This window comes from Sphingobacterium paramultivorum (genome assembly GCF_014109745.1).
In the GTDB taxonomy this organism is placed as follows: Bacteria; Bacteroidota; Bacteroidia; order Sphingobacteriales; family Sphingobacteriaceae; genus Sphingobacterium; species Sphingobacterium paramultivorum.
Genome location: NZ_CP058555.1, coordinates 2,032,525 through 2,056,193, shown reverse-complemented (window position 1 = coordinate 2,056,193; position 23,669 = coordinate 2,032,525). Strand labels below are relative to the sequence as shown.

20 protein-coding genes and 2 tRNA genes are annotated in these 23,669 nt (G+C 40.6%); 14 read left to right on the top strand and 8 right to left on the bottom strand.

Annotated features, from left to right (window positions below; all coding sequences use genetic code 11):
• Positions 1 to 6 precede the first annotated feature (6 nt).
• Positions 7 to 1,005, bottom strand: coding sequence for a ligase-associated DNA damage response exonuclease (locus HS960_RS09015; RefSeq protein ID WP_153847551.1), 999 nt, complete (start codon positions 1,003 to 1,005; stop codon positions 7 to 9).
• Between the two features lie 144 nt (positions 1,006 to 1,149).
• On the opposite strand from HS960_RS09015, the gene HS960_RS09010 reads away from it, so the two are divergent.
• The 6 genes from HS960_RS09010 to HS960_RS08985 all read left to right on the top strand — a co-directional run bounded on the left by HS960_RS09010 (position 1,150) and on the right by HS960_RS08985 (position 8,036).
• Positions 1,150 to 2,634 carry a hybrid sensor histidine kinase/response regulator gene (locus HS960_RS09010; protein ID WP_153847550.1) on the top strand — a complete coding sequence of 495 codons (1,485 nt, stop codon included), beginning with the start codon at positions 1,150 to 1,152 and terminating at the stop codon, positions 2,632 to 2,634.
• Positions 2,624 to 6,226: a response regulator gene (locus tag HS960_RS09005; RefSeq protein WP_182332212.1), complete on the top strand. Its 3,603-nt coding sequence runs from the start codon at positions 2,624 to 2,626 to the stop codon at positions 6,224 to 6,226. Before HS960_RS09010 ends, HS960_RS09005 begins: the two co-directional genes overlap by 11 nt.
• Before the next feature lie 13 nt (positions 6,227 to 6,239).
• Positions 6,240 to 6,611 (top strand): response regulator, encoded by a 372-nt coding sequence (locus tag HS960_RS09000; RefSeq protein ID WP_153847548.1) that lies wholly within the window; start codon positions 6,240 to 6,242, stop codon positions 6,609 to 6,611.
• On the top strand, positions 6,612 to 7,442 hold the full coding sequence (locus tag HS960_RS08995) for a CheR family methyltransferase (RefSeq protein ID WP_182332210.1): 831 nt from the start codon (positions 6,612 to 6,614) through the stop codon (positions 7,440 to 7,442).
• A 70-nt stretch (positions 7,443 to 7,512) separates the two neighbouring features.
• On the top strand, positions 7,513 to 7,878 hold the full coding sequence (locus HS960_RS08990; RefSeq protein ID WP_153847546.1) for a response regulator: 366 nt from the start codon (positions 7,513 to 7,515) through the stop codon (positions 7,876 to 7,878).
• Between the two features lie 14 nt (positions 7,879 to 7,892).
• Positions 7,893 to 8,036 (top strand): hypothetical protein, encoded by a 144-nt coding sequence (locus HS960_RS08985; RefSeq protein WP_182332208.1) that lies wholly within the window; start codon positions 7,893 to 7,895, stop codon positions 8,034 to 8,036.
• On the opposite strand, the gene HS960_RS08980 is transcribed toward HS960_RS08985, so the two are convergent.
• Entirely contained in the window at positions 8,022 to 8,771 is a 750-nt protein-coding gene (locus tag HS960_RS08980) for an NUDIX hydrolase (RefSeq protein ID WP_182332206.1), read from the bottom strand. The genes HS960_RS08985 and HS960_RS08980 overlap by 15 nt on opposite strands.
• A 312-nt stretch (positions 8,772 to 9,083) precedes the next feature.
• On the opposite strand from HS960_RS08980, the gene HS960_RS08975 reads away from it, so the two are divergent.
• A complete protein-coding gene (locus HS960_RS08975) occupies positions 9,084 to 11,396 on the top strand; it encodes a glycoside hydrolase family 3 protein (RefSeq protein ID WP_182332204.1) in 2,313 nt (770 codons plus the stop codon).
• Positions 11,397 to 11,555: 159 nt separating this feature from the next.
• On the opposite strand, the gene HS960_RS08970 is transcribed toward HS960_RS08975, so the two are convergent.
• Positions 11,556 to 11,629: transfer RNA gene (locus HS960_RS08970), tRNA-Arg, on the bottom strand.
• Positions 11,630 to 11,814: 185 nt separating this feature from the next.
• Between HS960_RS08970 and HS960_RS08965 the strand changes: the two genes are divergently transcribed.
• From HS960_RS08965 to HS960_RS08945, 5 genes are all read left to right on the top strand, one after another.
• Positions 11,815 to 12,333 carry a YceI family protein gene (locus HS960_RS08965; protein WP_153848580.1) on the top strand — a complete coding sequence of 173 codons (519 nt, stop codon included), beginning with the start codon at positions 11,815 to 11,817 and terminating at the stop codon, positions 12,331 to 12,333.
• Positions 12,334 to 12,388: 55 nt separating this feature from the next.
• Positions 12,389 to 12,476 (top strand) — tRNA-Ser (locus tag HS960_RS08960).
• A gap of 1,158 nt (positions 12,477 to 13,634) precedes the next feature.
• A complete protein-coding gene (locus HS960_RS08955; protein ID WP_182332202.1) occupies positions 13,635 to 14,129 on the top strand; it encodes a hypothetical protein in 495 nt (164 codons plus the stop codon).
• 126 nt (positions 14,130 to 14,255) lie between these two features.
• Positions 14,256 to 14,558 carry an MGMT family protein gene (locus HS960_RS08950; protein ID WP_088161428.1) on the top strand — a complete coding sequence of 101 codons (303 nt, stop codon included), beginning with the start codon at positions 14,256 to 14,258 and terminating at the stop codon, positions 14,556 to 14,558.
• A gap of 9 nt (positions 14,559 to 14,567) precedes the next feature.
• Positions 14,568 to 15,095: a DUF1697 domain-containing protein gene (locus tag HS960_RS08945; RefSeq protein ID WP_182332200.1), complete on the top strand. Its 528-nt coding sequence runs from the start codon at positions 14,568 to 14,570 to the stop codon at positions 15,093 to 15,095.
• A gap of 100 nt (positions 15,096 to 15,195) precedes the next feature.
• On the opposite strand, the gene mgrA is transcribed toward HS960_RS08945, so the two are convergent.
• Positions 15,196 to 16,227 carry an L-glyceraldehyde 3-phosphate reductase gene (mgrA, locus tag HS960_RS08940; protein WP_182332198.1) on the bottom strand — a complete coding sequence of 344 codons (1,032 nt, stop codon included), beginning with the start codon at positions 16,225 to 16,227 and terminating at the stop codon, positions 15,196 to 15,198.
• 219 nt (positions 16,228 to 16,446) lie between these two features.
• On the opposite strand from mgrA, the gene HS960_RS08935 reads away from it, so the two are divergent.
• A complete protein-coding gene (locus HS960_RS08935; RefSeq protein WP_145329154.1) occupies positions 16,447 to 17,088 on the top strand; it encodes a peptidylprolyl isomerase in 642 nt (213 codons plus the stop codon).
• A 51-nt stretch (positions 17,089 to 17,139) separates the two neighbouring features.
• Here HS960_RS08935 and HS960_RS08930 read toward each other — a convergent pair whose 3' ends face one another.
• From HS960_RS08930 to HS960_RS08915, 4 genes are all read right to left on the bottom strand, one after another.
• Positions 17,140 to 17,775 (bottom strand): HdeD family acid-resistance protein, encoded by a 636-nt coding sequence (locus HS960_RS08930; protein ID WP_182332196.1) that lies wholly within the window; start codon positions 17,773 to 17,775, stop codon positions 17,140 to 17,142.
• A gap of 99 nt (positions 17,776 to 17,874) precedes the next feature.
• Complete coding sequence (locus HS960_RS08925) at positions 17,875 to 19,215, bottom strand: TolC family protein (protein ID WP_182332194.1); 1,341 nt, start codon at positions 19,213 to 19,215, stop codon at positions 17,875 to 17,877.
• Between the two features lie 84 nt (positions 19,216 to 19,299).
• Positions 19,300 to 20,148, bottom strand: a complete 849-nt coding sequence (locus HS960_RS08920; protein WP_182332192.1) for a helix-turn-helix domain-containing protein — start codon at positions 20,146 to 20,148, stop codon at positions 19,300 to 19,302.
• Between the two features lie 175 nt (positions 20,149 to 20,323).
• Positions 20,324 to 21,163, bottom strand: a complete 840-nt coding sequence (locus HS960_RS08915) for an aldo/keto reductase (protein ID WP_159726897.1) — start codon at positions 21,161 to 21,163, stop codon at positions 20,324 to 20,326.
• Positions 21,164 to 21,436: 273 nt separating this feature from the next.
• Between HS960_RS08915 and HS960_RS08910 the strand changes: the two genes are divergently transcribed.
• Positions 21,437 to 23,656, top strand: coding sequence for an NADP-dependent isocitrate dehydrogenase (locus tag HS960_RS08910; RefSeq protein WP_182332190.1), 2,220 nt, complete (start codon positions 21,437 to 21,439; stop codon positions 23,654 to 23,656).
• Positions 23,657 to 23,669 lie beyond the last annotated feature (13 nt).

The following is a 23,669-nucleotide window of genomic DNA, read 5'->3' as shown; positions in this document are numbered from 1 at the left end:
AGGCTATTAAGTTGTCTGGGTTTGCGGATCCTCTTCATCACCATAGTGTGTAGTCACTTCTTCGGCCTCAACGCCGATTTCATTGAGGTATTTGGCGAATGTCGCCGTTTGTCCATGAGTGACATAGACTTTTTCTGCGGCACTGCCACGGACAGCCTGTAGCAGGCCTGTCCAGTCCGCGTGGTCACTGATCGCAAAGCCTGCGTCGGCACTACGCCACCGTCGCGCCCCCCGGATCTGCATCCAACCCGAGCAGATCGCATAAGCTACATGTGGTATTTTTTGGAGCAGTTGGCTTTCCAGCAAGGCTGGTGGAAGCAGAACAATCTGATTGTCTAGTTGTTTGAGGTCCGATTTTAAGTCGGCGATGTGATAATCCGGCAATTTTATTCCCGCCAAACTGTAGGCTTCATTTAATTTGGCAATGCTGTAATGGACATAAACAGGGCCCATTTCATGAACAGCGTTGAGGATACGTTGGGATTTTCCAAGTGAATACCCGATAAAAACGGACGTTTTTTTGTTGCTTTGGTTGGTTTTAATCCAAGTTTGTAGGCGTTCATTTTGCGCTGCGACAGATTCCCAACGGTAAATTGGGAGGCCAAATGTACTTTCTGTAATAAATTCATGGCACTTTATGGGTTCAAAGGGCGTGGACAAGCCATCGTCCTGAATCTTGTAATCGCCCGTAAAAACGACAACTTTACCTTTATACTCCAGGCGTATCTGGGCAGAACCAATAATATGCCCAGCGGGGTGGAGTGATACCCGGACGCCATTGATGGATATCGCTTCGTTGTAGGCTAGACCCTGAACCTGAATGTCTGGACCTATGCGGCTTCGTAGGATATTGACCGTAAAATGATGGCAGAGGTATTTCTTCATTCCTACATGGGCATGATCTGCATGTCCATGGGAGATAACGGCCAGATCTACAGGCTGCCATGGATCGAGATAAAACTTGCCCGGAACGCAATAAATACCTTTTGATGTAAAACGTATCATATCTCATTAAAACAGGCTTTCGTGCGCTAAAGTTTTACTTATTTGTCGCGTTTTCAATTTAGCGCTGCGATTGCTTATTTATATTGGGGGTATTCAGTTAATTTTTTTAGATTTGTTAACCTTGATGCTAAGTTTTAATACACTATGATATTAATTGTCGATGATAATCCGGATAATATTTACTCTTTACAAAAATTGCTGGAATCCAAAAATTTTAAAGTTGATACCGCTCAATCTGGCGAAGAAGCATTAAAAAAGATCTTAAAATATAATTACGCACTCATTATATTGGATGTGCAGATGCCGGATATGGATGGCTTTGAAGTTGCTGAAAATATTGCCGGATTTAGCAAAACGAAGGAGACACCGATTATATTTTTGTCGGCAGTGAATACCGACAAGCGCTTTATCACAAAGGGATATGATTCGGGTGGATTGGATTATGTGACCAAACCGGTTGATCCAGATATTCTCCTGTTGAAGGTCAAGACATTTTATCGTTTATATGAGCAAACCCAGGCCCTGAAAGACGTTCAGCAAACGTTGGAACTTGAGGTAGAGCGGCGTAAGCAGGCACAGAAAGAGCTCCGGTCCAAAGTGGATTATCTGCATACTCTTTTAGAGTCCTTGCCTCAAATTGCATTTACCTGTGATAACAGGGGGAACATTGATTTTGTCAATGGTCGTTGGTTTCAGTTTTCGGACGATGCTACTATTTTTCCGCAAACCTATCCGGGAGATCGATCTATTGCGGCCGAGCTCCATGCGAGTCTTCAGTCGGGCAAACCACTGGAGATGGAAGTTCGCTTGAAAAAGAGCGTTTGTGGTGAATATTCGTACCACTTGTTGCGTGTATGGCCAATCTTAGAAAATAGCGAAAGCAACTGGGTAGGGACCTTTACCGATATTGACGCCCAGAAGCGGGCGGAAAAAGAGAAAGATGAATTTTTGAGTATCGCCAGTCACGAACTGAAAACCCCTTTGACGAGCATTAAGGCCTATATGCAATTGCTGGACCGCAAGCTTAAGCTTGAGGAAGAGAGTGCTGAAGCAAAGTATGTGAACCGCGTTCAGGGGCAGGTTGATAAACTCAATAGTTTAATTAGTGATCTCCTCGATCTATCAAAGATCGATAACGGCAAGCTATTGATCAACAAGAAGGTGTTTTCACTCGAGCATATGATCAAGAGCGCCATTGATTCGATTATTCAAACGCACGATCAGAGCAATATGGTCCTTTATCGCCAGGGAGAGATTGGCGATTTGCTGATTTACGGCGATGAGATTCGTCTCGAGCAGGTTTTAGTTAATTTTCTAACAAATGCATATAAATATGCTGCGGGAACCGAGAAGGTCATCGTTGATTGCACCCTCGTTGAGGATGCTGTGAAAATCAGTGTGATTGATTTTGGCATAGGGATACCTGTGGAGAAGCAAGCCGATGTTTTTGAGAAATTTTACCGCGTGGAGGAAACGTCATTTGACTTTCAGGGACTAGGCATAGGTTTATATATCTGTGCCGAAATTATCCGTAGTCACCAGGGCACGATTGCTGTAGAAAGTTCAGGTGAGCAAGGGGCCACCTTCTATTTTACTTTACCATTAAATTTACCTGTAGATGCCAAATAATAAGACAATCAATAATTTAACGATTGGAATAGGCTTTTCTTTGATTATTCTGCTAATCAGTTCTACGGCATCCTATCTAGGTATTCAGGAACAGAATAGACACCGTCAGGAACTTGCTATTACACGCAAAATTATCAGTACGTCGAATAGTCTGCTTAGCTCATTGCAAGGAGCAGAGACGGGTAATAGAGGTTTTCTTCTGACAGGCAAGGAAAGTTACCTGGAACCCTTTAATATGGCACTTAAAAGCCTTCCTCGAGAATTGCAGGAAGTTGAAGCGCTGACCAAGATGGATCCCGTACAAAAAGTTCGGGTTGATAGCCTATTGACTGCTGCACAATGGCGTTTAGCTATTTTAAAGGAGTCTGTTGATATTAAAAGAAAGGGGGGAGTTGTCAGTTTAGCACATTTGGATGAAAGTAAGATGGCTATGGATAAGTGTCGGGCGATTATCAAGGCTATTATTCATTATGAGGACGATAATATTGACAAAAAGTCGGCTGATCTGGACAATTCTTCGTTTATCACAACTTTGTTTATTATCATCAGTGCGCTGCTTTCTCTTATTATTACATCCTATTTTTATTTTAGATTACGTGCAGACTTCTTGAAACGTTCAGCGCTTGAAAAATCACTACGTGAGAAGGATGAAGGTATTTCTAGACGACTAAATTTGGTTCAGAGGATTACCAATCGTATCGCATTGGGGGATTATGATGTTAAGGTAGAGGGAGCCGGAGATGATGATCTTGGCGAAATTGCGAACGCCGTCAATAGGATGTCAAAAGCGTTGAAAAAATCATTTGATCAGCTAACGGATAATGACTGGCTTCATGCAGGTTATGCTAAACTCTATACGGGATTGGTGGGAAATAAGAGTGAAGATATTATTGCTACGGATTCCATTAAAAGTCTTGTCGGCTATACGGAATCAGTCAGTGGTGCAATTTATATTTTTAATGATGAGAAGCTGCAGCTATCAGGGGTATATGGCTTGGATATACAGACTCAAAAGTATTTTCTGCCAGGAGAAGGTTATATCGGGCAGGTATTTTTGGATCGTGAGCCCAAGGCACTACATAATCTAAATGCAAAGGATTATGTAGTCAGTTTTGCCAATGGAAAGATCGGTGTGCAGCATATCCTTTTTTTACCGATGCTGGTTGATGGTCAGGTGCTGGGCGTATTGGAAATTGGCCAGATGGAGCCTTTTACAGTATTAGAGCAGACATTTTTGACGGAATGTGCCCGACAGATTGGTATCGCCCTTGTCTCAGCAAAGGGAAGGGCAAAGATTCAAGCCCTGTTGGAAGAGACCCAGGTACAGTCTGAAGAGCTGTTGACGCAGCATGCCGAACTTGAAAGCCTGAATACGGAATTGGAAGCGCAGACATTGCGTTTGCAGTCGTCAGAGGAAGAGCTCAAAGTGCAACACGAGGAACTGATGCAGTCGAATCAAGAATTAGAGGAACGCTCGCGATTGCTTGAAGATAAAAATTTAATGATTGCCGAACGGAATCAGGAAATTCAACAGAAAGCCGAAGAGTTGGCGTTGAGTACTAAATATAAATCCGAGTTTTTGGCTAATATGTCCCACGAACTCCGTACACCGCTCAATTCAATATTACTTCTATCGCGCTTGCTATCGGAGAATGTAGAGGAAAACTTAAATTCAGATCAGATTGAATCGGCTAAAGTCATTCAAAGTTCGGGAACGAGTTTGTTGACGTTGATCGATGAGATTCTGGATCTTTCCAAAATTGAATCGGGTAAGATGACCTTGGATTATGCGTCGTTGGATCTGAATGATATTTTGTCGGATTTGAATAGTTTGTTTTTGCCGATTGTACAGGAAAAAGGCTTGATGCTAAAAACGAATATCAGCGATAAGGTCAACCGGAGATTTCAGGGAGATAGGCTTCGCATAGATCAGGTACTCCGTAATTTGATTTCAAATGCGATTAAATTTACCAAAGAAGGCGAAGTACGTCTGGAAATCTATGAAGACCCAAGCGATAGTGATCGATTGGTGTTCGCTGTAGTCGATTCGGGTATTGGTATACCACTTGAAAAGCAGAAAATTATTTTTGAAGCCTTTCAACAAGCTGATGGCTCAACCAGAAGGAAGTTTGGTGGTACTGGATTGGGGCTTTCCATTAGCCGCGAGATCGCGCGCTTACTGGGTGGAGAAATCCGGTTGGAAAGCGAAGTTGGCAAAGGCAGTACGTTTTTGTTTATTATTCCGAAGTCTAAAGTTGAAGTCAAAGAGCTATTGACCAAGGAGCAGCAATTGGTTGAGGAGATATCTTCGGAAGTAGAAGAGGTCATTGAGATTGTTAAAGAAGATACCTATAATCCGGTCACGATTAGGATCCCGGAGGAGATTCCCGATGATCGGGATACGGTTGTAGAAGGCGATAAGGTAATTTTGATTGTGGAGGATGATGTTAATTTTGCCAAGGCACTCTTGAAATATACCCATACGCAAAACTATAAAGGTGTAGTTGTTGTTCGTGGTGACCATGCACTTCCAGCAGCCCAGAAATATCACCCAGTTGCTATTTTGCTTGATATTCAATTGCCAATTATGGATGGATGGGCTGTCATGGATCAATTGAAGGGCAATAAGGCTACACGCCATATTCCGGTTCATATTATGTCTTCGCTTGAGGTGAAGAAAGAAAGTTTGTTAAAAGGAGCGATCGATTTTATTAATAAGCCTGTTGCGTTAGAACAAATGACTTCGGTATTCCAAAGAATTGAATCGGCGTTAAGTCGTTCACCGAAGAAGGTGCTTATTGTTGAAGAAAATCCAAAGCATGCAAGTGCATTGTCTTATTTCTTAAGTAGTTTTAATATATCACTTGAAGTAAAAGATAATGTAGAGGATAGCATTACAGCTTTACGCACGGCGGATGTGGACTGTGTGATTTTGGACATGGGAGTACCTGATGAAATGGGCTACCATACGTTGGAAGCAATCAAACAACATGAAGGACTGGAGAACTTGCCGATCATTATCTTTACAGGCAAGAATTTGTCCAAGGCTGAAGAGTTGAAAATTAAAAAATATGCAGACTCAGTTGTTGTAAAGACGGCTCATTCTTATCAACGGATTCTGGATGAGGTAGGCCTGTTTCTTCATTTGATTGAGGTTAATAATTCAGACGACGCTAGGAGGAAGAACAATGGGCTTGGAGCTTTGACCGACGTATTGAAGGGCAAGAAGGTTCTTGTCGCTGATGATGACGTTAGGAATATCTTCTCGATGACCAAAGCATTGGAGAAATTTCAAGTGAAGGTAATTCCCGCGATGGATGGTAAAGAAGCGTTGGAGGTATTGATGTCCGGAGAACCTATAGATATTGTATTGATGGATATGATGATGCCTGAGATGGATGGTTATGAGGCGATTAAGAATATCAGACAACATGTGGACTATGCAAGATTACCAATTATCGCCGTTACGGCAAAGTCGATGATCGGGGATCGTGAAAAGTGTATTCAGGCAGGAGCTTCGGATTATATCTCGAAGCCGGTGGATATTGACCAACTCTTGTCTTTATTGCGTGTGTGGTTATATGAAAATTGAGGACAACTGATATATGGATCAGAATAAGGTAATATTAATTGTGGACGACGATCAACGCAATATTTTTGCATTGCGTTTGACGTTGAAAGCTAAGGGATATCAGGTGTTGAGCAGCACGAGTGCGAGCGAGGCTATGGAGATCTTGGAGGCGAATAAAGGTGTGGCGTTGATATTGATGGATATGATGATGCCTGAAATCGATGGCTATGAGGCGATTCAGCTAATTCGTAATTCGAGTTTGATGGGTAAAATTCCGGTTATTGCCGTGACAGCGCAAGCGATGAGTGGAGACCGGGAGAAATGCTTGGAAGCTGGAGCCCAGTCGTATGTCTCGAAGCCGATTGATGTCGATAAATTGATGGGTGAAATTGAACAGTTAATCTAAATGTTGGGCTATAGTATCATAAAAGACCATGAAATAGATATTTTGCTTGAAGATATCTATCGAGACTACGGGTATGATTTTTTGCAGTATAGCCGTGCCTCGATGAAGAGGAGGATTAATCGGATCATGACGAATGACCGTTTGGCAAGCTTTGCTGAACTTCGCTTTGTATTAAAGGACAATCCTGCATTTTTGCAGCACTTTGTAGAAGAGATTACCGTTAACTTAACTGAGATGTTTCGGGATCCTTTATTCTTTCGTCAGCTACGGGAGGAAATTCTACCACAATTGGGTACATACCCGTTGATCCGTGTGTGGATTGCAGGCTGCTCCACAGGAGAAGAAGCTTACTCGATGTCCATTTTGCTAAAAGAGGCGAATCTGTATCACAAGTCATTGATATATGCAACGGATATTAATCCACGGGTACTTGATATTGCCCGGAATGGTGTATATCCATTGAGCCAGATAAAATCTTTTTCTGAAAATTATATAGAGTCTGGAGGAAAACAGGATTTTTCGAAATATTATACAGCAAATTATGAATGGGCGAAATTCAATGCCGATCTAAAGCAAAAAATGATTTTATCTACCCATAATCTGGTATCAGACACTTCATTTAATAGCTTTCAATTAATCCTTTGCCGCAATGTTTTGATCTATTTTAATAAAGACTTGCAGGAGCGTGTCTTTAAATTATTTGACGCGAGTCTAGAAAATTTAGGATATTTGGCATTAGGTAGTAAAGAAACCATACGATTTTCAGGTATTCAGCATAACTTTACACCTGTAGGGGATCAAAAAATTTGGAAAAAACTTTATACCTTATAAGGGGGTGCAGGCAGGCGTGAATCTTTTGTGTCTGATGTAAAACAATGAAGGTATACATAAACTATTTTATATGAGTAAAGCAAAAACGGTATTGATATTTGAGGACGATACCATTATTTTGGAGGTTATAACGGTTGTTTTGACAGATTTAGGGTTCCATGTTGAAGTTTCGGAAACTTCACATGATATTATCCAAAAGGTGGAATCTGCAGAGCCCAACCTTATCTTAATGGATAACTGGATTCCAAACATAGGTGGTGTTGAAGCGACTAGATTGCTTAAATCAGATAAGCGCTTTAGCCATATTCCTGTAATTTACGTTTCGGCAAACAACGATATTCAATCCCTAGCAGATCGTGCTGGAGCGGATGATTTTTTATCTAAACCTTTTGATTTGGAAGATTTGGAAAATATTGTCAATAAATATATTGTATAGATCAATTGTAAAGGTTGGACTTCAGTACTGCGACTTTCAGTTTCTTGCGGGATAGTTTAGCCGATGGTAGAATGTTGGCCTGTGTCAGTGGTGACTATGCTGTAGTCTATTATAAATTTGGTATCAAAGTATTGGTGATTGTACTACCAGGTATTTAAGCCTTCCTGTAAGATATTATTATAGGTTTCCACATTGAACTTATAGAGGTCGGGAGCTTTATGGGCTCCACCTTTCCGCTGTTCGTCAAGTTTTTGAAGGATACCCATGTTTTTCATTTTACGATAAAAATTGCCTCGATTAAGTTTTTTACCGAGTACTGTTTCGTAGAGCCCTTGCAAGTCGGGCAGTGTAAACTTGTCTGGTAGTAAATTGTATCCTATTGGTTTGTAAGAAAGCCGCTCGCGAAGAGTCCGAAGAGCCTTGCTGATGATTTTGCGGTGGTCCATGGTGATATTAAGTTCAGTGATGTCCTTAAAATCGATCCACTGGCAGGTCTCACTTAAGGAATCAGGTTGAGGAACAACATGTTTGTAATTTACTAGCGCGTAGTAACCAATTGAAATAAAACGCTGTTTGTTCCACAGTGTGTCGGGGTAATCCGCAAAGGATTGCTGGCTGCGCTGCGGGCTTCCAAATACGGCAAATTCTTCCAAGAAGATATCCTCTACACCCGAGCGTTCATAAAGTACACGTTTGACCGCTTCGTCAGTATCCTCCTCTTTCCCTACATAACCTCCAGGAAGAAACCACTCTTTATTGTAGTTCATTTTTAATAAAAGGATTCTCAAAGAACCTTGGTCGAAGCCAAAGACGACGGTGTCTACAGAAATGTGAGGTAGAAATTTTTCATAACTCTCTGCCGATGCGTTAATAATCTGTGTTCTGAAATCCATGTACTTTCTGTCTTTGGCTTAATATTACAAAAAAATATCTCAATGGGAGGCAAGTTGGCCGATAAAAGTCGAACAATACTTTGTGTCAAAAATTACATTAGGGGCTTTTTTGTTAAAACAATATATTGATAGTTAGCTTTTTGTGTTATTTCGTTGATTTTATTTTGTAATTGAACAAAAAGGTTGTACAATTGTATTGCTTCATAACGAAGCAATATAAGTAACTGATTATAACGTATCAAGCCAAATGTTTTTATTGCCGATAAGGCGAACGTTTTGACTACGAACTCATTTATTAAAATAACAGATTATATGAACGCAAGGAAACTACTATTCGCTTCATCTTTCAGTCTATTTTTAACGTTTTCGGCACAAGCCCAGGTTTACCAAAAGATTGAGAATAAATACGGCCCTGTATTGGGGTATTCGACAACTTCGGGAGTGAAGATCCTAAGCATTGCTGGAAATAAATTTAAGGATCTCAATCGAAATGGGAAATTAGATCGTTATGAAGACTGGCGTTTGACACCAGAGGAACGTGCCAAAGATCTCGCCTCAAAATTATCTATTGATCAGATTGCTGGGCTTATGTTGTACAGCAGACATCAAGCTTTACCAGCACCGGCACTTGGATTTATGGCTGGCACCTATCAAGGAAAAAATTACCAGGAAGGTCTTGTTTCACCTTGGGCTCTAACCGATCAGCAGCGCGAATTTCTGAAGAAGGATGGGCTTAGGCATGTCCTGTTAACGGCAGTAAAAGATCCGGAAACCGCTGCCCGCTGGAATAATGAGTTGCAGGGTTTTGTGGAAGGGTTGGGATGGGGTATCCCGGCGAATAATAGTTCCGATCCACGTCATAATGCAGTTGTCAGTGCGGAGTTCAATGCAGGGGCAGGGGGACAAATTTCGATGTGGCCGGATGGACTTGCGATGGCGGCGACATTCGATCCGGCTATCGTTAAACGTTTTGGGCAAGTGGCGGCTTCGGAATATCGATCATTGGGCATCACGACGGCATTATCTCCACAGATAGATTTGGGTACTGAGCCGCGTTGGTACCGCATTGGTATGACTTTCGGAGAGAGCCCCGAGTTGACCACAGCCATGGCTAGAGCTTATATCGATGGCTTCCAGACATCGAGCGGGAAAGACGAAATTGCCTTAGGTTGGGGGTATAAGAGTGTCAATGCTATGGTGAAACATTGGCCCAGTGGAGGGCCTGAGGAAGGTGGTCGGGACGGCCATTGGGCTATTGGAAAGTTTGCGGTATATCCAGGTGATAATCTGAAGCAACATATTATTCCATTTGTCAATGGAGCTTTCCAGTTGACTGGAAAGACGAGCAAAGCTGCCGCAGTTATGCCCTATTATACGATTTCTTTTGGTCAGGACAAGAAGAATGGTGAAAATGTGGGAAATGGTTATAGCAAATATTTGCTTACCGACTTGTTGCGTGGCACCTACGGTTATGATGGTGTGATCTGTTCGGACTGGTTGATTACGGGAGATGAAGCGCCTAAGCCAGATGGATTTGCAGGTAAACCCTGGGGGGTAGAACAGCTGTCGGTGGCAGAGCGTCATTATAAAGCATTAATGGCAGGTGTAGATCAATTTGGAGGCAATAACGATAAGGCTCCTGTTTTGACGGCCTATGAACTGGGTGTGAAAGAGCACGGACAGAAATTTATGAGACAACGATTTGAGGCCTCCGCTAGAAGGCTTCTGTTAAATATTTTCCGGGTAGGGCTTTTTGAAAATCCATATTTGGATGTCGAGGAAAGTCGTGCCACTGTCGGAAATCCCCTCTATATGAAGGAGGGCTACGACGCACAGGTAAAGTCCGTTGTTTTACTAAAGAATAGTGATCAGCAATTGCCTATTCGTGGACGGAAGAAAGTTTATGTTCCGAAGATGTATAGGGCAGCAATGAAAGATTGGTGGGGAAACTATACACAGGCGCGATTGGAATACCCCGCCAACATTGATCTCTTGCAAAAATATGCCGATGTAACCGATAACCCCAATGAAGCTGATCTTGCAATCGTGTTTGTACAGAGCCCGATCAGTGCCGAAGGTGGGTATAGCGAAAGGGATCGCAGGAATGGTGGAAATGGCTATGTTCCCATTTCCTTGCAGTATGGCAGTTATACAGCCTCAAACGCTAGAGCGGAGAGTATTGCTGCAGGTGATCCAGTAATCGATCCATCGATTAAGAATAGGTCTTATAAGAATAAAATGGTGACTGCTGCTAATGTGATGGATCTTCAGACGATATTGGATACGAAGGATATGATGAAAGATAAACCAGTTCTGGTTGCTGTAACTGCCAACAAGCCGATGGTATTTGCCGAGTTTGAAAAGGAAGTCTCTGGTATTGTTTTGAATTTTGGCGTATCGACACAGGCTGTATTGGATGTTATGTTTGGAAAGTATGAACCATCTGGTCTTTTACCGGTTCAAATGCCAGCGAATATGGCTATAGTAGAGAAGCAAGCAGAGGATGTGCCCTTTGATATGGAGGTATATGTTGATCAAGCCGGACATGCTTACGATTTTGGTTATGGTTTGAACTGGTCGGGTGTAATTAAAGATGAGCGCGTGCGCGAGTTTGTTAAGAAATAGGTTTGATTATATGGTCAATTTAAAAATGAGAAACCTTAGCTTATTTTCATCTTCAAGCTCGACTGCCATATCGACGAGATTTTAATGAATCTTAACTTTTGAAACCATATAGTGTATAAAAAGAAAAGCCTCTTTGCGTTGAACAAAGGGGCTTTTAAGTACGCCAATCAGGATTCGAACCTGAGACCGTCGGTTTAGAAAACCGATGCTCTATCCAGCTGAGCTATTGGCGCGTCGCTTTCGGTAATGCAAAAGTAGACATTTGTGTTATATTTCCAAAATATCGCCAACTTTTTTTTGTGGTTTTTCAATAACTGATTGCTTTTCAACAAGATTATTTTATTGATCTAGGTCAAACAAAATGAATAAAACTGCTGTTACCTTTGTGTTATTAAACAAATAGAAAAAACATAAAATTATGGCACAAGGAAAATGGGAACTAGACGCTGCACATAGCGAGATAGAATTCAAAGTAAAACACATGATGATTACGAACGTTAAAGGGAACTTTGACAGTTTTAAAATAGATGTTGACGCCGATGGTGAAGATTTTAAAAATGCCCTAGCGAAAGTTGTTATTGACACTGCGTCCATCAATACGCGTAATGAGCAACGTGATGGTCACTTAAAAAGTGCAGATTTCTTTGATGTGGAGAAATATCCAGCAATTACATTTGAAGCAACAAGCTTGGAGAATAATGAAATTAAAGGAAATTTGACAATCCGTGACGTTTCTAGACCGGTGTCTTTTGACTTAGAATTTGCAGGTATCCAAAAAGATCCTTGGGGAAATACCAAAGCTGGTTTTATTGTAGAGGGCAAAATCAAACGTTCAGAATTTGGCCTTAATTGGAATGCGGCATTGGAAACAGGAGGGGTAATGGTGAGCGACGATGTAAAATTTAGTGCTGATATTCAGTTTATAAAAGCTCAATAAGCACAATATATAAAATAAAATTTGGTAGGAGAGTGGAAATTCGTACTTTTGTCGCGGAGAGTTGGCAGAGTGGTCGAATGCGGCGGTCTTGAAAACCGTTAACTGTCACAGGTTCGGGGGTTCGAATCCCTCACTCTCCGCCAAGTGCAAATTTAAAGTTTTAAAAAAGCACTGAAAAATGTAAAAATCCTGCAAATCAATGATTTGCAGGATTTTTTTTGTTTGTGGATATTGGTGAAATATGTAAAAATACTCAAAAAGTTTGTGGCACATTCGTGGCACTTTTCAAATTTTTAAAAAGTGCCACAAAAAATATTATTAAGTACTTAATGTTAAGTATATGCTTAGGTTAACGATTTGAGTACTTAAATCTTTGGTTCGACATTTATAACCCTTAAAAAGTTTGATTATGTTAGAACAAAGTTATGGGCTAAACTTCTTTCTAAAGAGCCCAAGAGAAAAAGCCGAACTATCCGCATTGTCTATGTTCGAATTACGGTAGATGGAATTTCAAAAGAATGCTAAGCGGGCGGAGCTATAGCGTGTTAGCTCCGCTCAAATTTTTTCTGAAAAATCAGAAAGAATAGCAAGCACCTTACTAGTTCTTTTTTTATTTAATCTATTCATGAAAAACAACCATTATAAACAAAATCGTGGACTCCTATTATTTATATTAACACCTATTTCTATTTTATTTTCAAGTGATTAAATGATAAAACAACGAGCATTTACGTATATTCATCGAATGAATTTAAATAGTTATTAATTAACTAAATCTAGCTCTATTTGCCCTCATTTTTGGTCGCTTTGTGCAGCCTTCACGCATGCTTGTAGTACCTTTAAAGCGCATTTTGCTTTATACATGAACAGTGCTTTATCTGTGCTTTATCTGTGCTTTATCTGTGCTTAGCATGTGCTTTATCCCTACTGGGGCTGTGAAGCTTCCGTTTTTTTCCTTCGAAAAGGCACTAAAAGGAAAGTGAATATTAACCTATAGTTATAAAAAAACACTTGTTTTTTTTGTCCTGTATCAATGTGTTTTGATAGGAAACGGAATGAACAACTTTTTGTTAGGGAATAAAATTTCCAGTCACGAGTGAGTATGGCACTACGAGGAACAGCCTTCGAGCTGATCCAAGGCAACTGATCGGTTTGATATGTAACGAATGCAGAGATTGGGAGCACGAAATCCCAATAACTTATGTAAATTAGGTAAGCAGCAAAGAGCGTTGTCTGTTAACAACACAAAACGCTTTTTTTTTGTTTAATTATTTACTTATTAGCGTTTAAAGGCATAAAATATGGGCGGAAAATTGATTTTACAGCTCTCGCTTTTGGTCGTACAGCTATTCTTATGGCAAAGCTGTACGCATAACTCACAGCGGGTGACAGCAGAAAATAATAAAAATGAGATTACTGCAGTGTCAATTTCTACGGTTGGCGGATTTACAGTAACACCTTCAAAAGGTTATACGATGAAGATAACACGAGATAGTGTTTATTGTCTATTTTCTGCAATTGATACAGCACAGAGTACGATAAAATCATACGGCAATACGGAAGACAAATGGAACTCGCTATTGGATAAAATTGATTTGGAAAAATTTATTGCCGCTAAAGAGGAGGAATCGCGTCAGCCATACGATGGAATAGATATAAAAATAAGCATTACAACAAAAAAGGGGCAATATGTAAAACTGAATGCTGATGATAACCCTAGCTGGAGTCGTGTATATAGACAATTGGAAGAATCTTTTCCCCCTCAATCATATGGAAACAAAAAATTAGACAAGTGAATCAATTAAAGACAGTAATAACTTATAGTAGCTTTTGTAACTTAGTTTACTTTCCGTTTTTGCTGTGGAAATAGGGAATGAAAATTTTTTGACATGCTAAACAACGCAAATAAAATATAAATTAACATGGATGAGCAATTCAAACAACAAGTATATGAGGTTGCAAAGCTGATTCCCAAAGGTCGAGTAACGACTTATGGAGCGATAGCAAAAGCTTTAGGTTTTCCTAACCACTCAAGGCACGTAGGGAAAGCGATGGGAGGATGCCCGAAAGATGTTCCTGCCCATCGTGTTATATCAAGTAGCGGTACACTTGCGGTGCCTGGATTTCAAGAACGGCTTGAAGCTGAGGGGCTTGTTGTGAATAATTTACGGATCAAGGATTTTAGAAAGTTGTTTTGGAATCCGATGGACGAATTAATCGATTAATTTAATAACATGAAATACTGTGCTTTTCTACGCGGCGTCAATGTGAAGGGAACCAACATGAAGATGGTAGATGTCTGTCAAGTTTTTAAGGACGCCGGTGTAACTGATGTCACTTCGGTACTGGCTTCTGGAAATATTGTTTTTTCGTCGGACAAAGCGGCCGACCCGCTCAAGCGGCTATTGGAGGAGTCCATGTCGGCATATTTTTCTTATGAAGCTTTTTTATTCATCCGGTCACAGGAAGAGGTGGAATTGCTGCAGGCAAACATTCCGTTTGAAATGCATACGGACTTCCATGTATATGCTTTTGTAGGGACAGCAGGTGTCGAAACAATACTGATGGATGAATTCAGCAATTCGACGCAGGTGCCAGGGGAGAAGGCTGAAATTGTCAATACGGTCTTTTATTGGCGTGTGCCCAAGGGAAATACTTTGGATTCCAGTTTTGGAAAGGTGTTAGGAAAAAAGAATCTTAAAGATAAGATGACAAGCCGGAATATCAACACCTTTGAAAAGATATTGAAAAAAATGGGTTAATCAACGGAAAGAGCCCGATAGTGCCGGGCTCTTTTTTGTTTTATGGAATTCAACTGGGCGCGAAGCGGTTCCCCGGATGAAAACTTCTGTGGCATTAATCTTAATCGATCTCAGCCGATTTAGCCCAGATATTAATATGCCCATCTTTTGCATAAAGATCAATTTCGTGAATTTCCTCCGGGCTAAACGACAGATTCTTCAGTGCACCAACGCAATCAATGACCTGTTGTGGTCTTGACGCGCCAATTAGCGCCGATGTAACCTGCTTCTTACGTAATACCCAGGCAATCGCCATCTGTGCGAGCGACTGTCCTCTACGCTGTGCAATTGCATGTAAAGCCTGGATGTTCTTTTGATTTTCTTCGTTCAGAAATTTCGTCTGAAGTGATTTGGATTGCGAAGCGCGACTATTCTCCGGGATATGCTGTAAATATTTATCGGTGAGCATGCCCTGTGCCAGGGGAGAGAATACGATAGAACCGATGCCTATCTCATCCAAGGTATCAAGCAAGCCATCGGTTTCTACCCATCTGTTTAACATGGAATAGCTGGGCTGGTGAATAATAAAAGGTGTACCCAATGATTTCAGGATCGCATAGGCCTCTTTTGTGCGTTGCGAGTTATAGGATGAAATACCGACATAAAGTGCTTTTCCGCTGCGGACTAGCTGATCCAGCGCCAACATGGTCTCCTCCAAGGGGGTATTGGGGTCGAAACGATGTGAATAGAAAATATCGACGTAATCGATACCCAGGCGCTTGAGTGATTGCTCACAGCTTGATATCAGATATTTACGGCTTCCCCATTCTCCATAAGGCCCATTCCACATGTGATATCCTGCTTTTGATGAAATAATCATTTCATCGCGGAGGCCGTAAAATTGTTCTTTTAATATTTGTCCGAAGGCCTTTTCGGCGCTCCCAGCAGGTGGACCGTAATTGTTTGCGAGGTCGAAATGGGTAATTCCCAAGTCAAACGCGGTTGTGCAAATATCAACTTTGGTTTGATGGGGTGTGTCGTCACCGAAATTATGCCACATTCCCAATGAGATGGCAGGCAATAGAAGACCGGATTGACCACAACGATTATAGATCATATCTTGATATCGGTCTGGATTTGCTGTATACTGCATAGTCTTGAATAGTTTTAATCCAAACTAAGATAAATTTATGCTTATTTGCAAGTTTTAATTTTACACGACGTATGTAATTTTTTAGTGCAGGGCAACTTTCCGAAGAATCCAATGCAGATGTCCTTCAAGCGCATTTGGAAAACTACTGCGTGATGTCTTTTATAAATCGAAATTTAATGTATTTTTATATGAAATCTAAGAAACTGATTAATTCGTACTATGAGGAAAATTCTGACCATCCTATGCTTTCTTTTTATTGTATTGGGGAATTGTTATGCACAATCAAAACATCTGCTTTTCAAGACTGATTTTGGCGATTTTAAAGTTGTACTTTATGACTATACGCCCAATCATCGCGATTTGATGTTGCGATCCATTCGGGATACTGTGTATCAGGGAGCATTGTTTAATCGCATTATTGAAAATTTTGTTGTGCAGGGCGGAGAGCATGATATTGATATTGAAAAACGTGAGGCAGCAGATCCCCTTCATAAAAAACCACGATTGGCAGCAGAGTTTGATGACCGGGCTTTTCATAAAATGGGTGCTCTGGGGGCAGGACGGGATGGAAATCCGGCGAAAGCATCTTTTTTGAATCAGATCTATTTCGTGGTTGGAAAGAAAATCACGGCAGCTGAACTTGATAGTCTGGAATTAAAGAAAGGCATAAAATATACTGCAGCACAACGTAAGGAGTACTTAGCTCGCGGAGGACAGCCAAGACTCGATCATGATTTTACCGTTTTTGGTGAAATTTATGAAGGCTTTGATGTGATCATGAAAATAAGTCGTGTAAAAACGGATAAGCAAGATTATCCACTTCATAAAGTGCCTTTTAAGATTGTTGAAATAAGTAAATAACCTTGACCACCGAATTTATATTGATAAAAAAAGGGCTTAATTGCCCTTTTTCTATTTACGATGTTGATCAAATTCTTCTTTAAGCTTCTGATAACGCTCTTTCCACTCGTCTGGTAGCTTTTTCGGGATATCTTTGAGACTTTTCAGCTGAAATGCAAATACACAGGCTGCGAAACCAACCGTACTGATAGCCATTCCTGTCCAGATCACCAGTGAGAAACCGGCAAATAGTGGATTCCAAAGCAAGATAAAGCTGAAAATAATGCCTAAAATGGCAAATAACAAATTCCAACCCCAAGATTTACTACCGTAATTTTTGAGATCAAAGGAAAAGGATAGCAGTTGGAAGGATTTAAAAAGTGCATAAAAACCCACGATAAATGCCAAGGTGTTTGCTGACAACAGCGGATTGGCAATGAGCAATATGCCGAATAGGGTATAGAGGATGCCCCCGGTGAGGTACCAGCCCCAACCATCCACTTCATCTTTATTCTGCACAGCAAAAATGATTTCCAAAATACCGGAAATAATAAATGACCATGAAAATAGAATCGCTAATGTGAGAAATGCAGCAACAGGTGTGGAAATGGTATAGAAACCCAAAAGAATTAATAGAATTCCGATAATCAATGGGATATACCAGTGCTTGATGGATGTCCGAATCGTTTTAAAAAATGAATTTGCCATAATAATGAGTTAAAATATTGCAGATAAAAAAGCCCCATTAATTTCTTAACGAGGCCTTACATATATAAAACTGATTAAATTAGGCAAAAGAAAAATGTACTAGATCTTTCCAGTCTCTTTTAAAAGTTTGTAATATGCATACACGATATTGATTTCAGCATTTGTGTATTTCAATTCCGCTTCAAGTTTTGAGTTTGATGCATCCATGATATCGACGATCAACGCCAATTGGTTCAAATACTTTTTCTCAATAATACGATAGTTCTCATCTGCAAGGGCTTTATTGTACTCCAAAGTCTTGCGTTGTGAGTAGGCCTCATTGTATTTAATGTATGCAGTATTAACAGCTACGCTGGTTTTTTGTTTCAGAGCGCTTGCGTATTTCTCGTTTTTTTCAATTTGTAGATCATTTAGCTTAAGCTTTTTTCCTGTTGTGTAGACTGATGAAATCGTATAGCTCAGGGAGATACCAGTATTCCAGGTATTCATGTATTTGTCGATCACTGGCATCACATTGGTGATGGGTTTCACAAGGCTGTTTCCCGCGAATACGCTGAGGGCAGGGGATCGTTCTGATTTTGTAATAGCCTTTTCTGTCAGCAAAAGCTCGGTCTCTTTGGCCGCAAGCTGAAGGCCCGGGCTGGATACATAAGCGTCTTGTTTCAAGCTCGCGAGGTCTGCCAGCTGAAATCTGCTATCTAATAGTTTATCATCCGGCTCAATTACTGTACCCTCCTGTAGTCCTAACGCGACTATAAGCTCGTCATTCAGGATTTTCCGATTGTTTTGAATGACCTCTTTCGCTAACTCCAATTCAGATATTTGCAATTGGTTTCGGATGACATCATTTTTGGTGATCATGCCCTGTTTATATAATTTTTCCGTCAGGTCTAGCCTTTTGTGGGCAAGCTCAATATTTTGATTATAGACAGCTTCCTGATTTTTAAGTTTAAATAGATCAAGGTAGTACCCTAAAACCAAAATTTTAATGTTCTGTTCTTCATTCTTATGATCTAATTCAGCCAGCTCCTCACCCAAGGAAGAGGCTTTGATGCTATTTTTTACCACACCTCCTTTCCAGATAAGTTCTTTCGCCTCCAAAGCATAATTATTACCGAAATGGGGTAGAGGTATCTTTTCCGATCCTGATAAGTCTTTGTCGATCAACGCAGCATTGCCGAGGTAAAAAGCAGATGCCGAAGCGCTGATTTCGGGAAGCCTTCTTAATTTTGCAACTTCTGTTTTTTGTTGGGCGATACTTACAGCTGATGCCGAAACGATAAGATTTGGGTGGTTATGGATAGCAAATTCGAACAGTTTTTCAATTGTTATTTTCCGGCTGTTTATGCTGTCTTGACCGTATGTTTGATTGCAAAAGAATGTAAAGAAGCATAACGTCAAGTAAAAACCTATTTTTCGGGCTCTTGACTTCGTATTCATGGTATTTAACTTTGTTTATATATGTGATACAAAGTTAGCATGCCTTGGGGTGACAAGAAATGTTTGATTCCTGCTTTATGATGTTCAATTGGTAACAAGATTAGCTTGCTGTTCACGAAATAGCTTAGGTGTTATCCCGACATGTTTTTTGAAAAACTTGCTAAAAGCATATTGATCTGAAAAATTAAATTCCTGTGAGATCTGATTGATTGTTTTGGTAGAAATGGTGAGCTGCGCTCTAGCTTCTGTGACTAGCCAGTTGCTAATAATTTCAGAGGGCGATTCTTTTGTAATCTCCTTGACGCTGATCGACAGGTACTTGATGGAAATATTGAGGCGGTCGGCGTAGAATGCTAGATCGCGCTGTTCTTTGTAGTGATCGGCTATAAGCTGTAAAAAATGCACGGTAATTTCTTCCTTTCTTTTGTTGTGTGTCTTTCCGGAGCTTTCGCCGGCAGTATAGATCACATCGGCCAAAAGGTAAATAATCGCCATAAAAATATTGATATTGGCTTTTTGGAGAAAATCCTTCTTCGGATCGATCGGTTTTTTACGGTTGCTATGTAAAGTGGATAACAATGTCCAGATAGCTTCAAAATCGTTGGGGGCAGGAGTAAAGGGTGTGGAGCGATTGGCATTGATTAACCGATACGCATCGTATCGACTGATCGACAATCGTATTCGGTTGGAAAAATTCCGGTCATAATGGAGTATTTTAAAAACAGCATCGTTACTAATTGCTGTAAAGCTGTAGTACTTATTGTATCCGATAAAGAGGATGTTGCCAGCTTGAAGATCGGTGGGGGTACCATTGCTATTGACCTGAATAGAGCCTCTATACAGCAGGATACAAGTCGTCCATAAGGGATGATAGTGGTAGTCTTCTCCGTGCGCAGGAAGTTCCGATTGATCTATAAGTTCTATTTCATTCATTTTTTCAATAAAAAAGTAAGGAATAGCGTAGGCAACTTTACCGCTATAGTAGCAAAAATTTGTTCTATGCTGTTCAGCAAAAAGGGACAATCAATTTCTTTTGTGCTGGAAGCTCTACAATATAGGATTTATGGAGCAGCCTTAGACCGACTCCATAAATTCTGTATTATCGCTCTTAAAAGGCGACTTTTTTAGGGTCCGATCCAGAAAAACCCATTTCAGGGAGTTCGAGGATAGTTTTGATATCGCTTGCTGTCAGCTCAAAATCGTCGATAGCTAAATTTCTTTTTATATTATCGGGATTGGTTGATTTTGGCAGCGGCAAGATGCCCTGGGATAAAGCAAATTTGATACAGATCTGTCCAACACTTGTATTCTTTTCTTTTGCCAGTGCAACGAGTGTTTCATCCTGCAATATTCTGCCCGAACCCAGTGGTGACCAAGCCTGAACAAGGATGTCATTGGATTGGCAGAGCGCCACGGTATCTTCCTGAAGATAACCCGGATGAAATTCAATCTGGTTCACAGCAGGTACGATTGTCGCTGACTCCAATAATTTGGCGAGGTAGTCTTTTGGAAAATTACTCACACCGATAGCTCTTATTTTCCCCTGTTGATACAGATGCTCAAAAGCTCGCCAGGTATCGGCGTTGATGTCAGACCAGTTTGCAAACTGTGTTTCATTGGCTGGCCAGTGAATCAGGTAAAGATCGAGATAATCCAATTGTAGATCGCTGAGTGATTGTTCAAATGCAGCAATTGTCTTATCGTATCCACGCTCGGTATTCCAGAGTTTTGTTGTAATAAACAGTGAATTACGATCTATACCACTGTCTTTTATAGCCTTTCCAACACTCTTTTCGTTTCCATATATAGCCGCAGTGTCAATATGTGTGTATCCAGCGGCAAGAGCTTCTTTAACTGCCTGATAAGCTTCTTCGCCCTCTGGAATTTGCCAAGTTCCAAATCCAATTGCCGGAATTTCAACTCCATTGTTCAATTTGAATGTTTTCATTGTCAGTTGTGTTTTTTAATTTGAGCTAAAATAGGATTTCGCCTGTAGTATCCGGTCACTGAAATGTCAAGAGGGATACTTTTGGGCGGAGGTGAAGCGACTTATTCTGTATTGCCAAAATATATTTATTTTCACAATTTTATTGTCAAAAGGGGTGCAATTCCTCGTTAATTATGGCATTAATTCTTATCTTTAGGCGAATTTTTGAGAAATTCAGATTTTTCAATTATTTCACATAGCATTAAAAATTAAACATATTTCTAATAGATTACTATGTCAAACAAATCAAAAATTGTTTGGACAAAAACAGATGAAGCTCCTTTATTAGCGACTTATTCGTTTTTGCCTATCGTTCAAGCGATTACAGCTACAGCTGGTATCGATGTTGAATTGAGAGATATCTCTTTAGCAGGCCGTATTCTTGCTAGCTTTCCAGAATTTTTAAAAGAAGATCAAAAAATTGCTGATGCATTGGCTGAGTTGGGTCAGTTGGCAACAACTCCTGAAGCAAACATCATTAAATTACCGAATATCTCCGCATCAATTCCGCAGTTAAAAGGTGCTATCGCTGAATTACAGCAAGCAGGATACGCTGTTCCGAACTATCCTGATGAAGCGACCACAGATGAAGAAAAGTCAGCCAAAGCTAAGTATGCAAAGGTATTGGGTTCTGCTGTAAATCCTGTATTACGTGAAGGAAACTCGGATCGCCGTGCGCCTAAAGCGGTTAAGAATTATGCAAAAGCAAATCCACATAAAATGGGTGCTTGGGCGAAAGATTCCAAAACAAAGGTGTCATCCATGACTTCAGGTGATTTCTACGGTTCAGAGCAGTCTGTAACCGTTGAAAATGAAGGCCAATTTAAAATTGAGTTTGTTGATGCACAAGGTGCAGTAACAGAATTAAAAGGACTTTCTGCGCTGAAAGCAGGTGAAGTTATCGATTCTTCAACGTTGAGCTTAACTGCATTGAAAGCTTTTGTAGTTGATGCTATCGCTGAAGCGAAAGCCGCAGGAGTATTGTTGTCTGCGCATTTAAAGGCAACAATGATGAAAGTTTCTGATCCGATTATATTTGGTGCTGTTGTTGAAACTTATTTTGCGGATGTTTTTGCGCAATATGGCGATTTGTTCAAAGAGCTGGGTATCAATAAAAATAACGGTTTAGGCGAGGTTTATGCTAAAATCGCAGGTCATGCAAAAGAGGCTGAAGTGAAAGCTGCTATCGACGCTGCTATCGCAAATGGTCCTGCTTTGGCGATGGTAAATTCGGATAAAGGCATTACAAATTTCCACGTACCTTCTGATGTAATTATTGACGCTTCTATGCCAGCAATGATCCGTATCGGTGGTAAGATGTGGAATAAAGACGGTCAAGAAGAAGATACGATTGCTATGGTTCCTGATCGTTGTTACGCTGGCGTTTACGAAGCGACAATTGAAGACTGTAAGGAGCATGGTGCCTTAGATCCAAAAACAATGGGTTCTGTGCCAAATGTAGGTTTGATGGCGCAAAAAGCTGAGGAATACGGATCCCATGATAAAACTTTTCAAGCTGCAGGAAACGGCGTTATTCGCGTGGTGGATGCGGAAGGAAATGTTTTCATGGAGCAAAAAGTGGAGACAGGAGATATCTTCCGTATGTGTCAAACGAAAGATGCTCCAATTCAAGACTGGGTGAAATTGGCTGTAAATCGTGCTCGTTTATCTGAGACACCAGCTGTATTCTGGTTGGATGAAAACCGTGCACATGATAGAGAAATCATCAAAAAAGTAGAAAAATACTTACCAAACTTTGATACAACTGGTTTGGATATTCGTATTTTATCTCCGATTGATGCGACGAAATTCTCTTTGGAACGTATTCGTAAGGGCGAAGATACTATTTCAGTGACTGGTAACGTATTGCGTGATTATTTGACGGATTTATTCCCGATCTTAGAAGTGGGTACATCAGCTAAAATGTTGTCGATCGTTCCATTGATGAATGGTGGTGGTTTATTTGAAACAGGTGCTGGTGGTTCGGCTCCGAAACACGTCGAACAATTCCTTCAAGAAGGTTACTTGCGTTGGGATTCATTAGGTGAATTCTTGGCACTTGGTGCTTCTTTGGAACACTTGTCTCAAACACAAAATAATCCAAAAGCGCTGGTATTGGCGGAGACATTGGATGAAGCAACGGAGAAATTCTTGGCGAACGACAAATCTCCAGCACGTAGAGTTGGTCAGATTGATAACCGTGGATCGCATTTCTACTTGACACTATATTGGGCGCAGGCTTTGGCAGCACAAGCAAAAGATGCTGAATTAGCTGAGAAATTTGCGACCGTTGCAAATGTGTTAACAGAAAATGAAGCGAAAATCAATGAAGAATTGATCGCGGCTCAGGGGCATGCGCAAAACATCGGTGGTTACTATTTCCCGAATGATGGATTGGCAGCTAAGGCAATGCGTCCGTCTGAAACATTGAATAATGTAATATCTAGTATTTAAGCGGTAATCGTTT

Excerpts from the sequence above, each read along its gene's own strand:
- HS960_RS08955 (WP_182332202.1), top strand. The coding sequence starts at position 13,635 with ATGGGCGGAAAATTGATTTTACAGCTCTCGCTTTTGGTCGTACAGCTA.
- HS960_RS08935 (WP_145329154.1), top strand. The coding sequence starts at position 16,447 with ATGAGGAAAATTCTGACCATCCTATGCTTTCTTTTTATTGTATTGGGG.
- HS960_RS08980 (WP_182332206.1), bottom strand. The coding sequence starts at position 8,771 with ATGGATTTCAGAACACAGATTATTAACGCATCGGCAGAGAGTTATGAA.
- HS960_RS09000 (WP_153847548.1), top strand. The coding sequence starts at position 6,240 with ATGGATCAGAATAAGGTAATATTAATTGTGGACGACGATCAACGCAAT.
- HS960_RS08915 (WP_159726897.1), bottom strand. The coding sequence starts at position 21,163 with ATGAAAACATTCAAATTGAACAATGGAGTTGAAATTCCGGCAATTGGA.
- HS960_RS09010 (WP_153847550.1), top strand. The coding sequence starts at position 1,150 with ATGATATTAATTGTCGATGATAATCCGGATAATATTTACTCTTTACAA.
- HS960_RS08910 (WP_182332190.1), top strand. The coding sequence starts at position 21,437 with ATGTCAAACAAATCAAAAATTGTTTGGACAAAAACAGATGAAGCTCCT.
- HS960_RS08950 (WP_088161428.1), top strand. The coding sequence starts at position 14,256 with ATGGATGAGCAATTCAAACAACAAGTATATGAGGTTGCAAAGCTGATT.
- HS960_RS08925 (WP_182332194.1), bottom strand. The coding sequence starts at position 19,215 with ATGAATACGAAGTCAAGAGCCCGAAAAATAGGTTTTTACTTGACGTTA.
- mgrA (WP_182332198.1), bottom strand. The coding sequence starts at position 16,227 with ATGCAGTATACAGCAAATCCAGACCGATATCAAGATATGATCTATAAT.
- HS960_RS09015 (WP_153847551.1), bottom strand. The coding sequence starts at position 1,005 with ATGATACGTTTTACATCAAAAGGTATTTATTGCGTTCCGGGCAAGTTT.
- HS960_RS08990 (WP_153847546.1), top strand. The coding sequence starts at position 7,513 with ATGAGTAAAGCAAAAACGGTATTGATATTTGAGGACGATACCATTATT.
- HS960_RS08995 (WP_182332210.1), top strand. The coding sequence starts at position 6,612 with ATGTTGGGCTATAGTATCATAAAAGACCATGAAATAGATATTTTGCTT.
- HS960_RS08975 (WP_182332204.1), top strand. The coding sequence starts at position 9,084 with ATGAACGCAAGGAAACTACTATTCGCTTCATCTTTCAGTCTATTTTTA.
- HS960_RS08930 (WP_182332196.1), bottom strand. The coding sequence starts at position 17,775 with ATGGCAAATTCATTTTTTAAAACGATTCGGACATCCATCAAGCACTGG.
- HS960_RS08965 (WP_153848580.1), top strand. The coding sequence starts at position 11,815 with ATGGCACAAGGAAAATGGGAACTAGACGCTGCACATAGCGAGATAGAA.
- HS960_RS09005 (WP_182332212.1), top strand. The coding sequence starts at position 2,624 with ATGCCAAATAATAAGACAATCAATAATTTAACGATTGGAATAGGCTTT.
- HS960_RS08920 (WP_182332192.1), bottom strand. The coding sequence starts at position 20,148 with ATGAATGAAATAGAACTTATAGATCAATCGGAACTTCCTGCGCACGGA.
- HS960_RS08945 (WP_182332200.1), top strand. The coding sequence starts at position 14,568 with ATGAAATACTGTGCTTTTCTACGCGGCGTCAATGTGAAGGGAACCAAC.